At 59.6% G+C, this 14754-nt stretch carries 18 protein-coding genes; 9 read left to right on the forward strand and 9 right to left on the reverse strand.

Features of this window, described 5'->3' with window-relative positions; all coding sequences use genetic code 11:
- The first annotated feature begins 18 nt into the window (after nucleotides 1–18).
- Together ACWPM9_RS16420 and ACWPM9_RS16425 are read left to right on the forward strand one after the other, a co-directional pair.
- Complete coding sequence (locus tag ACWPM9_RS16420) at nucleotides 19–429, forward strand: thioredoxin family protein (protein ID WP_484755836.1); 411 nt, start codon at nucleotides 19–21, stop codon at nucleotides 427–429.
- Nucleotides 426–1142, forward strand: a complete 717-nt coding sequence (locus ACWPM9_RS16425) for a cytochrome c biogenesis CcdA family protein (protein ID WP_484755837.1) — start codon at nucleotides 426–428, stop codon at nucleotides 1140–1142. The genes ACWPM9_RS16420 and ACWPM9_RS16425 overlap by 4 nt, the downstream gene beginning before the upstream one ends.
- A 117-nt stretch (nucleotides 1143–1259) precedes the next feature.
- Here ACWPM9_RS16425 and ACWPM9_RS16430 read toward each other — a convergent pair whose 3' ends face one another.
- Together ACWPM9_RS16430 and ACWPM9_RS16435 are read right to left on the reverse strand one after the other, a co-directional pair.
- A complete protein-coding gene (locus ACWPM9_RS16430; RefSeq protein ID WP_484755838.1) occupies nucleotides 1260–1448 on the reverse strand; it encodes a hypothetical protein in 189 nt (62 codons plus the stop codon).
- Nucleotides 1449–1465: 17 nt separating this feature from the next.
- Complete coding sequence (locus ACWPM9_RS16435) at nucleotides 1466–2326, reverse strand: S49 family peptidase (protein WP_484755839.1); 861 nt, start codon at nucleotides 2324–2326, stop codon at nucleotides 1466–1468.
- A 273-nt stretch (nucleotides 2327–2599) separates the two neighbouring features.
- Here ACWPM9_RS16435 and ACWPM9_RS16440 point away from each other — a divergent pair, with 273 nt between their 5' ends.
- On the forward strand, nucleotides 2600–3961 hold the full coding sequence (locus ACWPM9_RS16440; RefSeq protein WP_484755840.1) for an Nramp family divalent metal transporter: 1362 nt from the start codon (nucleotides 2600–2602) through the stop codon (nucleotides 3959–3961).
- 4 nt (nucleotides 3962–3965) lie between these two features.
- Here the strand turns inward: ACWPM9_RS16440 and ACWPM9_RS16445 are convergent, their stop codons facing one another.
- Nucleotides 3966–4757, reverse strand: a complete 792-nt coding sequence (locus ACWPM9_RS16445; RefSeq protein WP_484755841.1) for a tRNA1(Val) (adenine(37)-N6)-methyltransferase — start codon at nucleotides 4755–4757, stop codon at nucleotides 3966–3968.
- 217 nt (nucleotides 4758–4974) lie between these two features.
- The gene (locus ACWPM9_RS16450) at nucleotides 4975–5202 is read right to left on the reverse strand and encodes a putative signal transducing protein (protein WP_428185680.1); all 228 of its coding nucleotides are present in this window, start codon (nucleotides 5200–5202) and stop codon (nucleotides 4975–4977) included.
- A 110-nt stretch (nucleotides 5203–5312) separates the two neighbouring features.
- Here ACWPM9_RS16450 and ACWPM9_RS16455 point away from each other — a divergent pair, with 110 nt between their 5' ends.
- From ACWPM9_RS16455 to moaB, 4 genes are all read left to right on the forward strand, one after another.
- On the forward strand, nucleotides 5313–6329 hold the full coding sequence (locus ACWPM9_RS16455; RefSeq protein WP_428185681.1) for a polyprenyl synthetase family protein: 1017 nt from the start codon (nucleotides 5313–5315) through the stop codon (nucleotides 6327–6329).
- A 125-nt stretch (nucleotides 6330–6454) separates the two neighbouring features.
- Complete coding sequence (locus ACWPM9_RS16460; protein ID WP_484755842.1) at nucleotides 6455–8281, forward strand: tetratricopeptide repeat protein; 1827 nt, start codon at nucleotides 6455–6457, stop codon at nucleotides 8279–8281.
- Between the two features lie 4 nt (nucleotides 8282–8285).
- Nucleotides 8286–9197, forward strand: a complete 912-nt coding sequence (locus ACWPM9_RS16465) for a 4-(cytidine 5'-diphospho)-2-C-methyl-D-erythritol kinase (RefSeq protein WP_484755843.1) — start codon at nucleotides 8286–8288, stop codon at nucleotides 9195–9197.
- The gene (gene moaB / locus ACWPM9_RS16470; protein ID WP_484755844.1) at nucleotides 9194–9745 is read left to right on the forward strand and encodes a molybdenum cofactor biosynthesis protein B; all 552 of its coding nucleotides are present in this window, start codon (nucleotides 9194–9196) and stop codon (nucleotides 9743–9745) included. Before ACWPM9_RS16465 ends, moaB begins: the two co-directional genes overlap by 4 nt.
- Before the next feature lie 9 nt (nucleotides 9746–9754).
- Here moaB and ACWPM9_RS16475 read toward each other — a convergent pair whose 3' ends face one another.
- Nucleotides 9755–10288 carry a glycosyl transferase gene (locus tag ACWPM9_RS16475; protein WP_484755845.1) on the reverse strand — a complete coding sequence of 178 codons (534 nt, stop codon included), beginning with the start codon at nucleotides 10286–10288 and terminating at the stop codon, nucleotides 9755–9757.
- Between the two features lie 131 nt (nucleotides 10289–10419).
- Between ACWPM9_RS16475 and ACWPM9_RS16480 the strand changes: the two genes are divergently transcribed.
- Together ACWPM9_RS16480 and ACWPM9_RS16485 are read left to right on the forward strand one after the other, a co-directional pair.
- Nucleotides 10420–11577: a PA0069 family radical SAM protein gene (locus tag ACWPM9_RS16480; protein ID WP_484755846.1), complete on the forward strand. Its 1158-nt coding sequence runs from the start codon at nucleotides 10420–10422 to the stop codon at nucleotides 11575–11577.
- A gap of 153 nt (nucleotides 11578–11730) precedes the next feature.
- Complete coding sequence (locus tag ACWPM9_RS16485; RefSeq protein WP_484755847.1) at nucleotides 11731–12390, forward strand: ribonuclease HII; 660 nt, start codon at nucleotides 11731–11733, stop codon at nucleotides 12388–12390.
- Between the two features lie 114 nt (nucleotides 12391–12504).
- On the opposite strand, the gene ACWPM9_RS16490 is transcribed toward ACWPM9_RS16485, so the two are convergent.
- The 4 genes from ACWPM9_RS16490 to ACWPM9_RS16505 form a co-directional block, all read right to left on the reverse strand.
- Complete coding sequence (locus tag ACWPM9_RS16490) at nucleotides 12505–12990, reverse strand: F0F1 ATP synthase subunit B (protein ID WP_484755848.1); 486 nt, start codon at nucleotides 12988–12990, stop codon at nucleotides 12505–12507.
- Between the two features lie 2 nt (nucleotides 12991–12992).
- Nucleotides 12993–13577, reverse strand: a complete 585-nt coding sequence (locus tag ACWPM9_RS16495; protein ID WP_484755849.1) for a F0F1 ATP synthase subunit B — start codon at nucleotides 13575–13577, stop codon at nucleotides 12993–12995.
- Between the two features lie 81 nt (nucleotides 13578–13658).
- Nucleotides 13659–13886, reverse strand: a complete 228-nt coding sequence (locus ACWPM9_RS16500; RefSeq protein ID WP_006466154.1) for a F0F1 ATP synthase subunit C — start codon at nucleotides 13884–13886, stop codon at nucleotides 13659–13661.
- Nucleotides 13887–13954: 68 nt separating this feature from the next.
- Nucleotides 13955–14707: a F0F1 ATP synthase subunit A gene (locus ACWPM9_RS16505; RefSeq protein ID WP_484755850.1), complete on the reverse strand. Its 753-nt coding sequence runs from the start codon at nucleotides 14705–14707 to the stop codon at nucleotides 13955–13957.
- Nucleotides 14708–14754 lie beyond the last annotated feature (47 nt).

The raw sequence follows: 14754 nt of genomic DNA on the forward strand, positions 1-14754 counted from the left end.
TGCGAAGGAGACCTCCAGATGTCAATTCGATCCAAGATCCTGACCGGCCTTGCCGCCACAGCCCTTTCAGCAGTCGCTTTTTCCAGCGCTTTTGCAGGCGAAATCAAGCCCTATGAACAGGGTGCGTTCGAAGCTGCTCAAAAGGCGGGCGACGCAATCGTCGTCGACATCACCGCAAGCTGGTGCCCGACATGCCGCGCGCAAAAGCCGATCATTCAGGCGCTGACAACCTCGTCCGATCTTGAGCCGGTCACCGTGTTCGAAGTGAATTTCGATGACCAGAAGGACGTGGTGCGCGCGCTTGGGGCCAATATGCAATCGACGTTGATTGCCTTTAACGGCGAAACCGAAACCGGACGCTCGGTCGGCGACACCAAGCCTCAATCCATCGAAAACCTGTTCAAGTCGACGCTTTCGGCCAAACCATGATCACCACGATCTTCCTGGCTGGCCTTGCCGGCGTCTTGTCAATCCTGTCGCCCTGCGTGTTGCCGCTGGTGCCGATCGTGCTGGCAACGGCATCGGGCAAACATCGCTTGGGACCTGTGGCACTTGCCGTCGGTCTTGCGGTGTCCTTCTTGGCGGTTGGCATGTTCGTGGCGCTGATCGGCTTTAGCCTGGGTTTCGATCTCGGCTTCTTCCGTTACATCGGTGCGCTGATCATGATTGCTCTGGGAGCTGTCCTGCTGGTCCCATCCATGCAGTCGCGACTGGCGCTGGCGGCCGGCCCGCTTGGCAACTGGAGCGAACGCCGCTTCGGGGGCGATGGCGAGGGCTGGCAGGGCCAGTTCGGCATCGGCCTGCTGCTGGGCCTGGTGTGGAGCCCCTGTGTGGGCCCGACGCTGGGAGCCGCCTCGCTGATGGCGGCGCAAGGCGAGAACCTGGGTCAGGTGGCTGCCACGATGCTGGCATTCGGCATCGGTGCGGCCCTGCCGCTGCTGCTGCTTGGCATGCTGTCGCGCGATGTGTTCAACCGCATGCGCGACCGGATGCTGAATGCCGGCAAGGTGTTGAAAGGCGCATTCGGGATCGTGCTGGTACTCCTGGGCGTGCTGATCCTGTCGGGGGCAGACAAACGGCTCGAGGCAACCCTGGTCGATACATCGCCGGTCTGGCTGACGGACCTTACCACCCGGTTTTGATGTCCGCCGTTCAAGACCCGCCTGCGCCGACCCTCAGGCGCGGGCGTTCCGCTCGATCAATCTATTGCAACGCGATCACGCGTCGCCCGGTCATATCGACCGTTCAGAGGGCGTAAGCTATTCGTCGTCCCGCTTGACCCGGTATTCTCCGGTTTCCGGGTCTTTTACCAATGTTCCAACGGCGCCCGTTTCGCGCTCTTTTTCTTCGCGCTCCGAGCGCTTCTGCAGCTTCTGGGCGTCGGCGATGAAGCGGCGATACAGCAGCATTCCAGCGCCCACCAGCAACAGTAACAAGATAATCTGCATCTATCCCCCAGCCGTTGTCAGAGCCCGAACCGGCTCCAGAGTGCCTTTTCCTCCATCGCCTCTGCAAGACCAGAGGCACCGGCTGCGGCGATTTGTTCAGGACAGATTGCGGAAATTCCAGGTGTACGTCGACCGAAAAAGTCGCGCGCACCACTGACGAGTTCGAGTTTGGTGTCCTTGCCGTAGCGCGATTTGAGGATGGTGCGCATGTGGCCAATGCCGTCGATCAGGCCAAGCTCAAGTCCTTTGGTGCCGGTCCAGAACAGGCCGGAGAACAGGTTGCCGTCATCCACAAGCTTGCTGCCACGGCGGTCCTTGACCATGTCGATAAAGATCTGATGGATCTCGAGTTGCAGCGACTTCAGATATTCGATGTCGCTTTCCTTTTCCGGCTGGAAGGGATCGAGGATCACCTTGTTTTCGCCGGCTGTGTAAACGCGGCGCTCGACACCGATCTTCTTCAGGAGTTCGGGAAAGCCGAAGCCGCCGGACACCACACCGATTGAGCCGACAATCGAGGTTGGGTCGGCAAAGATCTCGTCACCAGCAAGGGCAATCATATAACCGCCGGAGGCTGCGACATCCTCCACGAAAACCAGAACCTTCTTGTTGTTTTCTTCCGCCAGTGTGCGCACGCGCTCGAAGATCAGGCGCGACTGGACGGGCGAGCCACCGGGCGAATTGATGATAATGGCGACGGCCGGCGATTTCTTGCGGGTGAAAGCCTTTTCCAGACCGGGGGCGACGCTTGCCAGATTGAGTTGCGTCTTGAATTTCCCGCCGCCGCTCATGATCGCGCCCTGCATACGGATAACCGGAATTACAGTTCCAGTCTTGCGAAACCGCTGGGGCAAGTAACGCGTCATAAATCCGGCCATCTCTATCTCCTTGTTGCGGTCGATACCGCGCCTATGGTGATAGCGCAGCAGACCGCATTGTCGTTCCATGCCGTTGACGGAATAATTCAGCGATCAGAGTTGTGATCCTCATCCCGGCCCGGCTCTTGCTTGCTGATGTATGTATTTGGGCGCGAAACGCAATGGGCAGCACTTCAGGCGCGCATTGTGCAATGCAACCATAGACCTTGCAGCATACTGCCCTTTGCACTAGCTTAGTTGCAACTTATTCGCATTCAATTCCAATGGGCAATCATGTCGGACGTGCAGGCGCTAGCCGAAGAGGAAAATGCCGGGGGCTGGCGCAGGGCGCGCGGCGAGCCGCCAATGGCGGATGTGCATGGCTCCATTCCCGTTGTCAGCAGCCGTCCGTTCTGGCGAAGGGCCATGGCGTTTCTGGGTCCGGGTTATCTGGTGGCGGTCGGTTACATGGATCCCGGAAACTGGGCGACGTCTCTCGCCGGCGGCTCGCGCTACGGCTATACGCTTCTGGTTGCCATTCTGCTTTCCAGCCTTATGGCGGTGCTGTTGCAGTCGCTGTCCGCCCGGCTTGCGATCGCCTCCGGGCGCGATCTGGCACAGGCCTGTCGCGATACCTATTCCAGGCCTGCGGGCATCATGCTGTGGCTTCTGGCGGAGGTCGCCATCGTCGCGACCGACATTGCCGAGGTGATCGGCACAGCCATTGGCATCAAGCTCATCTTCGGCATTCCGCTGGAGATCGGCGTACTGATCACCGCACTCGACGTGTTCATCATCCTGATGCTGCAGCGACTTGGGTTTCGCTGGATTGAAGCCTTCGTCATTACGCTCACAGCTATCATCGGCGGCAGTTTCGCCGTGCAGCTGGCGCTTGCCAATCCCGACTGGTCGGATGTGGCTGCGGGCTTCCTGCCGGACCGCGAGGTCGTGCTCAATCCGGACATGCTCTACATCGCCATCGGGATTATCGGCGCAACAGTGATGCCGCATAATCTCTACCTGCATTCCGGCATTGTGCAGACACGCCATATCGAGCAGACCCCGAAGGGCAAGCGCGAGGCGCTGACCTTTGCCACCATCGACTCCACGCTGGCGCTGACCTTTGCCTTTCTGGTCAATGCCGCAATCCTGATCCTCGCCGCAGCGGCATTTCACCAAAGCGGCCATCATGAAGTGGCCGAGCTTGGCGATGCCCATGCGTTGCTTGCCCCTTTGCTTGGAAGTTCACTGGCACCAATTCTGTTCGGCGTAGCCCTTTTGTGCAGCGGCCTGAATTCGACAGCAACGGCAACCCTTGCCGGCCAGATCGTGATGGAGGGGTTCGTCAATATTCGCGTCAGGCCATGGGTGCGGCGCCTGATCACGCGAGGTCTGGCGATCATACCAGCCGGCGCCGTTGCCATTCTCTACGGCGAGAGCGGAACTGCCGAATTGCTGATCCTGAGCCAGGTGGTGCTGAGCCTTCAACTTCCCTTTGCGGTTTTCCCGCTGGTGACGATGACCGCCAACCGCATGAAGATGGGCGCACTGGTCTCGCCACGCTGGCTGTCTGCCATCGCCCTCCTGATCGCCGGCCTCATCAGCCTGCTCAATGTGAAGCTGGTGATCGATTTCCTGTCAGGTGCCGCAATGTAGTGTTTCAAGCGCGTCGGTATGCCACCCGGCCATTGATCAACCGATCAATGTCGGCTGCAAAGCGATGGCTTTCGGGATCGTCGTGCATCAGCAAAGGCGCGCGCAAGGACAGCCTTGCCCGAGAGCCCTTGATCGCCGTTGCCAGAATACGCACTGCGTTTTCACCGCGCCTCGGATACACAGGCGTGATCTGCAATCCGCCAAAGCGGCGTCCGCAGGCGGCAATGATCTCGGCCAGGGATTGCGGCCTTGCGATCAGCGACAATTGCCCGCCCGAGACCGTGATGGCACTTGCCGTGCGGATCCAGGTTTCAAACAGATCCCCAGTCATGGCATGGGCCTCGGCCTTCAACGCATCCGGCGTGACACGATCCGCGCCGTCATTGAAGGGCGGGTTCATGATCACATGGTCGAATGCATTATTCTCAAGACCGCCCTCAGCCCGTGCTTTGCCGGTGAGCGTGACATCGCTCTCGATAACGGTGATGCGGTCAGCCAGATGGGCGTTTTCGACCAGAACAAGGCTGCGGCGGGCATAGTCGGCCATCTCGGCGGAGCGTTCGACAAGGGTGACGGACGCCTGCGGCAACCGGGTGGCAACCGCCAGACCGGCCGCGCCGGCTCCCGCACCGAGGTCGGCCACCCTCACCGGTCGATCGGCATCGACCAGTGCCGCGAGCAACATCGCATCTATTCCCGCCCGATGCCCGCGACCCTTGGGCTGAACCAGATGGAAGCCGCCGCGGTGAAAGGCGTCGACGGTATGCTCAGCGGTGGGTTCGGCCGGCAAGCTCATTGGGGACGCCTCGTCTTTGAAGTCAGATCGGAAAGCCCCCTTCTGCCCTGCCGGGCATCTCCCCCACAGGTGGAGAAATCGGCATGACGCGATGGGCCAGCTCTCTTCGAGCCGACGGAGTCTAAAGATGTGCGGCAGGAATTCGAGTGGCAGGTCCCGCGCCGCACTACCGAAAACGAGAAGCTCCTCACCCCTGAACCCAAATAGAACACCGCTTTCACACCTCGTCTCTCAATTCCGCCTCCAGACCCGCATCGCGCAAAATCGCGCGTGCCTCGTCGGCGCGGTCCTCCTCCACCAGAAAACGACGCGGCAACATGCCGAGAGATCCCTCTATGATGCTGGTCGCCTGATCGGCAATCATGTGGTGAATGCCCACTTCCTTCATAAGGCTTTCCGCAAAGGAGAGCAGAACGGGGTCATTGGTTCGGATGAGTTCACGCATTTCCTGCAAAAACCGCCTTTTTAGAGTGCAACGAGACAAATCGCCTCTTGCCGTGCGACGGAGCCATTTATTATTGTCCGGCTCAATCATGTGAATAGGAGTGGCCTAAATTGGGCGTTGTCATACCGCTTGGCGAAAGCAAAAACAAACAGGCTTCTGTCCAGCCGCTCGTGGACCTCACGCGCTCGGACATGGACAGGGTCAACCAGTTGATCCTGTCAAAGGCCGGATCCGATGTCGAGATGATCCCGGAAGTGGCCAACCACCTGATCTCTTCGGGCGGCAAACGGCTGCGGCCGATGCTGACGCTCGCGGCAGCCCAGATGTTCGGCTACCAGGGCGAAGGCCATATCAAGCTCGCGACCAGCGTTGAATTCATGCACACGGCCACCCTGCTGCATGACGACGTGGTGGACGAAAGCGATCTTAGGCGCGGCAAGTCGACGGCACGGATGATCTGGGGCAACCAGGCAAGCGTTCTGGTGGGCGACTTCCTGCTCGGCCAGGCCTTCAAGATGATGGTGGAAGTCGGCTCGCTCGATGCTCTGGACGTGCTTGCCACCTCCGCTTCCGTGATTGCCGAAGGCGAGGTGCTACAGCTGTCGGTCGCCAAGAACATGGAAACCACCGAGGACGACTACCTTCAGGTGATCCGCGCCAAGACGGCTGCGCTTTTTGCCGCAGCCTCGGAAGTCGGACCGATCATTGCAGGCGTCGACAAAGCCAGTCGCAATGCGCTCAAATCCTACGGCATGAATCTTGGCCTCGCCTTCCAGCTGGTTGACGATGTGCTGGACTATGGCGGCAAATCTGCCGACCTTGGCAAGAACACCGGCGACGACTTCCGCGAGGGCAAAATCACCCTTCCGGTCATTCTCGCCTATCGCCGTGGCACCAAGGAAGAACGCGCCTTCTGGAAGGACGCGATCGAGGGTGGCAATGCGGATGATGCCCAGCTTGAAAAGGCACTCGGCCTGATCACAAAATATGGCAGTCTGAACGACACAATCGCCCGCGCGCTGCATTACGGGACCATTGCTCGCGATGCTCTGGCGCCGGTTCCGGACGGGGCCTGCAAGGATGCCCTGATGGAGGTGATCGATTTCTGCGTGGCCCGTGTGAATTGACGGGCCGGGCGTGGCATTGCCTTGCGGCTCGGCTTCAAAAAAGCCATTGTGTTGCGGAATCAGTTCGCCTCTCGCGACTCACCTCACCGGCTGAGCCCGGCGCTCGCTTGTTGAAAGGCTTTTTCATGCGGCAAAGACTTGCCATCCGTCTTCTTTCCAGTGCAACCTTCGCTGCCCTCTTGTGGCTGGCACCCGGCCAGATGGACGCTTTTGCGGCCGGGGACGCAAAGGCTTCGGTCGACACCAGCGATTTCGACCCTTCGGATATCGACACGTTTTCAGGCGCGTTTCTCGCTGCCCGCACGGCCGATGCCGATCGCGATTTCGTCAACGCTGTTGTCTTCTACAAGAAGGCTCTCGATCTGGACCCCGGCAATGTGGAAATTCGCCAGAGGCTGATGCTGGCGCATTTCATGAAGGGCGATTTCGATCAGGGCGTGAAATACGCCAAGGATCTGAAAAACGATGCTGCGGTAGAACGGGTGACCGCCGTTGCGCGCGGGCTTGACGCTATCCGGAGTCGTGAGTTCAACGCGGCTGAAAAGCTGCTCGCCTATGACGGCCCCAACGATCTCGACCGCCTGATGAATTCGCTTCTGGTTGCCTGGGCCAAGCTTGGTGCCGGCAAAGGCAAGCAAGCGCTGGCCATGATGGACGATCTCGACGGTCCGCCATGGTATGCCATCTTCAAGAACTACAATGCCGGTGTTGCTGCAGCCATGCTGGGCGATGTCGATACCGCGCGTCGCCACCTGAATGAGGCCGTGACCGATCGAGACGGCGGGGCGACTGCGACCGACACCTTCAGCCGTGCCGTGATTGCCCTTGCGACGCTGGAAGCATCTCAGGGCAACAAGCAGAAGGCGCTGGACGCCATTTCCATCGGCGATGCGATGATCCGCGATTACGCGCCCTTCAAGGCGATGCGCGATCAGATCAACGCAGGCGAGAAGCCAAAACCGGTCGTCAGCACTGCAACGGAAGGGGCGGCCGCTGTGCTGTTTTCCGTTGGCGGTGCCTTGAACCGCCCCGGCGCCGAAGACACGGTGACGCTTTACCTGCAGTTTTCCCATGCGCTGGCGCCAAAGGCTGCCGACACGCTGATCCTACTGGCCGGGATTGCCGAAAAGAACGATCAGCCGGAACAGGCGATCAAATACTACCAGTCCGTGCCGGATACTTCGCCCATGGCGCGGATTTCGGAAATGCAGCTGGGTCTGGCACTGGCGCAGAACGGCAAGATCGACGAGGCACGCAAGCATCTGGCAGAGCTGATCGAGTCCGATCCGAAGAATTTCCGCAGCTATCTGGCTTATGGCAGCGTGTTGTCGGACGCCAAGGACTACAAGGCCATGGCCGCCAATTACGACACGGCCGTAGACGAGATCGGCCCTGCACCGAACCGGGTGCATTGGCCTGTCTTCTTCCAGCGCGGCATTGCCTATGAACGGTTGAAAGAATGGGACAAGGCAGAGCCGAATTTCCGCAAGGCATTGGAACTCAGCCCCGATCAGCCGCAGGTCCTCAACTATCTCGGCTATTCCTGGGTGGACATGAACCGCAACCTCGATGAGGGGCTGGACATGATCCGCAAGGCTGTCGAACTGCGGCCTGATGACGGTTACATCGTCGACTCGCTTGGCTGGGCTTACTACCGCCTGGAAAAATACGATGACGCCGTGACCGAACTGGAACGCGCGATCGAGTTGAAGGCAGGCGACGCCACCATCAACGACCACCTCGGCGATGCCTATTGGCGCGTCGGCCGCAAGCTCGAAGCCGTATATCAGTGGAAGCGGGCACTGGCATCCGAGCCTGAAGCGACGCTTATTCCAGAGCTCGAGGCCAAGATCGCCGATGGATTGCCGCCGGTGAAGGACGATGCGGGCGCAACCGCGGAAAAACCTGCCGACGCAGCGCCAGTGGAAGGCGAAGTGGACAAGAAGTCCTGATATCATGACGGAGCGTCCAAGCCCCGTGGATGGCACGGTGAGGGAAACCGCACCGGCCAAAATCAATCTGTGCCTGCATGTCACCGGCCAGCGTGCGGATGGGTATCATCTGCTCGACAGTATCGTGACATTTGCCGCTCTGGGCGATCAGCTGACATTTTCACCTGCCAAGACCGACAGCTTTCATCTGGGGGGGCGTTTTGGGCCGCTGTTATCCGCCGAACCGGAAGCCCAAAACCTCGTTTTGAAGGCACGCGATCTTCTGCGTGAGGCCCTTGTTGCTTCCGGTCATCCGGCGCCACCTGTCGCGATCACGTTAGAGAAGAACCTGCCGGTGGCTGCCGGAATCGGTGGCGGGTCTGCGGATGCGGCGGCCGCCATCAGAGGGTTGCTGCAGCTGTGGCAGGCAGAGATTGTGGGCGATGTGCTATCGGCACTTGCCGTCAGACTGGGGGCCGACGTGCCCATGTGCATGACATCCCGACCGCTTCGTGTGAGCGGCATCGGTGACGTGCTGCAACCGCTTTCTCACATGCCGGCCTTTGCCGTGGTGCTCGGGAACCCCTTGAAGGGTGTCTCCACGCCTGCGATCTTCCAGCAATTGACGACCAAGACCAATCCGCCTGCTGGCGCTAGTCCTCAGAACGCGTCGACGGGTGACTGGATCGCGTGGCTAGCTGATCTGCGCAATGATCTTGAGCCGCCCGCACGCGCATTGCTGGCGGATATATCAGCGCTGTCAGAACGGATGGCCGACAGTGGTGCTGAACTGGTGCGCATGTCCGGTTCGGGTGCCAGCTGCTTTGGCATCTACAGTGATTTTGTCGCAGCACAAGCCGCAGCAGATAGCCTATCGCGCAGAAGGCCCGACTGGTACTTTGCGGCAACGACAACAATGGCGGGAGATGCAGCATGAGCCGGATCAACGACGAACGTCCCTTCATTGCCGTCGGCATCGCGGTTTTGACCATTTCCGACAGCCGGACGCTTGCCGACGATAAATCCGGAGATACGCTGGTCGCCCGGATCGAAGAGGCCGGTCACCGACTGGTGGACCGCACCATCGTCACCGACGACAAGGCACTGATCTATGCGCAGGTGGAAGCCTGGACGAAATCCGATGACATCGATGTGGTGATCACAACCGGCGGGACCGGTTTTACCGGACGGGATGTGACACCGGAGGCGCTGGCACCGCTGTTTGAAAAGCGCATGGATGGCTTTTCAGAAGTCTTCCACCGGATTTCCTACGACAAGATCGGCACCTCGACCATTCAGTCCCGCGCGACCGGCGGCGTTGCCAATGCCACTTTCATCTTCGTGCTGCCGGGCTCTCCCGGCGCCTGCAAGGATGCCTGGGACGGGATATTGAAGGCGCAGCTCGACTATCGCCATATGCCGTGCAATTTCGTGGAAATCATGCCGCGTCTGGATGAACATCTGAAGCGTGGCGGAAAAGGCTAAGCCGAGGCTTCACGCGCCGGCGAGCGCCCTGCCCCGGCGGGCGACCCAGGACGGGATCATCTCGGTCAGCAACTGCTTGGGCTTATGGCCGCGTGCCAGCGTTCCAAGATCCGTGCCAGACTTCGCAATCGTCAATGCCTGGTCCTTGGGCAGCAGGAAACCCTGCTCCAGTGGCGGACTGGAGCGCACAATGCGCTTGTAGAATGGCATTCGATAAGGGCGGGCGACCGTAAAGCGCGCAGGGCGCTTGTTGAGTGCAATATATTCATGGATTTCTTCGATCCAGCGACCATGCAGACGCGAACCGGGCTCGATCAGCAATATCCACTCGCCCCGCGCCGAACGCACGATGTCCTTCATGTCCCAATCGGCATGAAAGCGGCAGCCAGCCGCATCGGCAACGCGTGACGAGCCGTCGCTGGATCCATGATCCAGTACGATTACATCGCTTACCAAGCCCTCCACCGCGCCGACGACAAGACCTGCCAAGGTCTGGGCCAGCTCGGGTTCCTGGTTGCGGCACTCCATGATGACAGTCAACATTCGCTATGTTTACCGCATCGCACAACGAAATACCACTGTGGATTTCGAAGTTTGTTCTTGCATTGTTCTCATTTTGCGGATAGGAATAAAGTCACTTGAGCGGGACGACTGGTTGCGCACGGGAGAATTCGATGAACGAGCTGACTCATATGACGCAGGCTGCATTCCAGCCTGTGAACACGGCAGATATTGCCGATGCCATGGTCACCGCCTCCGGCCTCAGGATCGAGGTCGACCGGCGGCGTGGCCGTGGTGCCGGGCTCAATCCGTCCGGGCGTTTCGAGCCGACGGAGCGCGTGGCCTTTGACGATGGCTGGATGACGCTTGAGGACATGCCGCCCTTCCGCACGGAAGTCCAGGTGGAACGTCCGCGCACCGTCATCACCCGCAATGATTCGCCCGATATTCCCTTCGATCGCTCGATCAATCCCTATCGCGGATGCGAGCATGGCTGCATCTACTGCTTTGCCCGACCGACCCATAGCTATATGGGGCTTTCGGCGGGACTGGATTTCGAAGCCAAGCTGTTTGCCAAGCCTGATGCGGCAAAGCTTCTGGAGCGGGAACTGTCCAAGCCTGGCTACAAGCCGAAAACGATTGCCATCGGCACCAATACCGATCCCTATCAGCCGATCGAGCGGGAGTGGCGCATCATGCGGCAGATCCTCGAAGTGCTGGACAAGGCCAATCATCCGGTGGCGATTGTCACCAAGTCCGCTCTGGTGCTGAGAGACCTCGATATTCTCTCCTCCATGGCCGGGCGCGGATTGATGAAGGTCGGCATTTCCGTGACCACGCTCGACCGCAAGCTGTCGCGTGCCATGGAACCGCGTGCCGCGACACCGTCGAAACGGCTGGAAGCCATCAAGACCCTGTCTGACGCCGGTGTTCCGGTTGCGGTGATGATGGCCCCGATCATTCCGGCCCTCAACGATCACGAGATCGAGCGTATCCTCGATTCTGGCAAGGCAGCCGGCGCTGCCGAGGCAAGCTATGTGCTGCTTCGGCTGCCGCTGGAGGTCAGCCCGCTGTTTCGGGACTGGTTGCTGCAGCATTATCCGGACCGCTATCGTCACGTGATGTCGCTGGTGCGCTCCATGCGCGGTGGCAAGGATTACGATGCCGAATTCGGCAAGCGCATGAAGGGTGCAGGCCCCTATGCCTGGCAGATCAGCCGTCGTTTCGAAATGGCGACGAAACGGCTGAAGATGACCCGCCGCAGCATTCACCTGCGCGATGACCTGTTCATTCCGCCGGCTGGCGGCGGTGTGCAGTTGTCGCTTCTTTAAGATCGGCTGTCAGCCTGCGCTGACGCCTTGAGGTTCCGGCGCACCGCCATGTGCTGGAAAATGCCCCCGGACTGCCGCCTGGCGCGTTTTAATCCCCTTTACGCGCCAATCGGGGGCTTGCAGGAAATCGGGTCGGCGTGCGACTTCTGCCGCATGAAACGTCGCGCGCCGCCCGATTCTCCCACACTCTTTCAGGACCTGAGCAAAGGGCCTGATTTTTCCATGGAACTTGCGCTCAGGCGGCAAGGTGTCTGGCCAGTTGCCGGAACGGACGAGGCCGGGCGCGGGCCGCTGGCCGGCCCGGTGGTCGCAGCTGCCGTCATTCTCGACCCCGACAATATTCCGGACGGGCTGAACGATTCCAAGAAACTGTCAGCTGCCAAACGCGATCAACTGTTTGAGCAAATCCTGGCCACAGCCTTTGTTTCCATCGCAAGCTCCAGCGCGCGACTGATCGATAAGACGGATATCCGCAAGGCAAGCCTCGATGCCATGCGACGCGCCGTCGCCGGTCTTGAATTGAAAGCCGCGCACGTGCTCACCGACGGACGAGACGTGCCGCCGGGCCTCAACTGCCCAGGAACAGCCGTGATCAAGGGCGACGGACGCTGTGTCTCGATCGCAGCCGCATCCATCATTGCCAAGGTCAGCCGTGATCGAATGATGGAAAGGGCCGGCACGGTCCACACTGCCTATGGTTTCGAGATCCATGCCGGCTATGGCACTGCGAAACACCGCAGTGCGATCGTCGAGCATGGCCCCTGCCCGCTGCATCGCCTGAGCTTTAAAACATTCCGCAGCGATCTGGATTGAGATCCGGCCCCTGCCCCTCCAGGATCGCTGCAATTGTCTGTGCAACACAGTCGACAGCATAAACGAAAAAGGCCGGGCAAAACCCGGCCTCGTTCAAAGGGTATGGTCGCATTCTCAGTTGAGACGTGACTTGACCTGCCCGACAGCGTCCTTGAACAGCTTGGCCTGCACAGCTTCATCGGTTTTCTTTTCGAGAACCTTTTCAGCAGCCGCAATGGCCAGATCGACGGCGGCGGAGCGAACGGCGTTAACCGCATCGACTTCAGCCTGCTTGATCTTCTGTTCGGAAAGCGCGGTGCGGCGTTCCACGAACTCGTCGGTCTTTTGCTTGGCCTCGGCAGCCAAAGCTGCTGCCTCGCGTTCTGCAGCGGCAACGATGCTTGCAGCTTCCGCTTCTGCTTCCTTGCGCTTGCGCTGATATTCGGCCAGCAGATGCTGAGCCTCTTCACGCAGGCGCTTGGCTTCGGCCAGATCTTCACGGATCTTGTCGGAGCGTTCGTCAAGCGCCTTGCCGAGCATGCCCGGCACCTTGAGATAAACGATCAGCGCGAAGAAGAGAATCAGGCCGACAAGAGCGAAGAATGTTGCGTCCAATGCCATGATCATGCCTCCTTGGTGGATGCTGTCAGGGCAGACTTGACGTCCGCCTTGGTGGCCTTGGCGCCAATGAGCTGCTCGACAATGGCCGATACCGTTTCGCTGGCGATCTCATCGACTTCGGCAAGAGCCTTGGTCTTGATCTCACCGATATTGGCTTCGGCTGACGCAAGCTTGGCGTTGAGTTCAGCTTCCAGTGCCGTGCGTTCCGCGTCGGCCTTGGCCTTGGCAGCTGCACGAGCAGTAGAGGCGATTTCATTGCCCTTGGCCTTGGCCTGGGTCAACTCACGCTCATAGGTCTCAATCGCAGCATCGGCTTCCGATTTCAGCCGTGCGGCTTCGTCGAGGTCCTGCGCAATGCGATCGTGACGGCTTTCCAGAATACCACCGACGCGCGGCACGATGACCTTCTGCATGAGCATGTAGAAGAGGCCGAATGTAATCACCAGCCAAAGCAGCTGGGACGGAAACGTGGTCTGGTCGAATGGCGGGAAAGCGCCACCGCCGTGTCCCTGCTCGTGGGCGACACCGGTCTCCGTGTTATGGTCCTCTACCGCAGTTTCCTGGGCAAAGGCGGGGGTCACAAACATGCTCACCTCCAGGTGTACTCCTAATGCAAGAGATCACGGCGGGCCATATGGCCCGGCCGTGATCCCGATCTCCGACCGAAATTAAACGGCGAAAAGGAGAAGGAGAGCGATGAGCAGCGAGAAGATGCCCAGAGCTTCCGTAACGGCGAAGCCGAATACCAGACGGCCGAACTGGCTGTCAGCGGCAGACGGGTTGCGCAGTGCGCCCGACAGATAGTTGCCGAAGATGTTGCCGAGGCCGAGAGCCGTGCCGGCCATACCAAAGCAAGCCAGACCTGCGCCGATGTACTTTGCTGCTTCCGCTTCCATGTGAAAACTCCTTGAATGGGTTGTTGCGGCTGTAGACTGACGCCTCAGGACGCCAATGTGGATTATCCTTAGTGCCCGCCGGGATGGATCGCGTCGTTGAGATACATGCAAGTCAGTACCGCAAAGACGTAAGCCTGAAGGAAGGCAACGAGGAACTCGAGACCGGTCAAAGCGACGGTCATGATGAGAGGCAGGATTGCGCCACCGATACCGAGCGCGCCGAGCGCTCCAAGCGATGCGACGAAGCCCGAAAAGACCTTGAGCGTGATGTGGCCGGCCAGCATGTTGGCAAACAGACGGACGGACAGCGAAATCGGACGCGACAGGAAGGAAATGATTTCAATCGTCACCACCAGCGGCAACAGCATGCCGGGGACGCCCTGCGGAACAAAGAGCTGCAGGAAGTGCAGTCCGTGTTTCCAGAAACCGTAGACCAGAACCGTGCCGATGACGAAGAGAGCAAGGGCAAAGGTGACGATGATCTGGCTGGTCACCGTAAAGAAGTACGGGAACATGCCCAGAAGGTTCGCCGTCAACACAAACATGAACAGCGAGAACACCATGGGGAAGAACTTCATCCCCGCGCTGCCTGCACCTTCACGCAACATGGAGGCGATGAATTCGTAAGACATCTCGGCAAGCGACTGCATGCGGCCCGGGATCAGGCCACGATTCGATGTCGAGAAATACAGAAAGCCTGATGCGGCAGCCACGGTCGCGACCATGAAGAGTGACGCGTTCGTGAACGAAAAATCAATTCCGCCGATTTCGATCGGGACAATCTTGTTGATCAGGAACTGATGAGTCGGATCGTTTGACACCGTCTTTAATCTCTCGCTTTGCCGCTGAAACGCGGAATTTGAATTGT

The organism is Agrobacterium sp. H141, assembly GCF_057158725.1.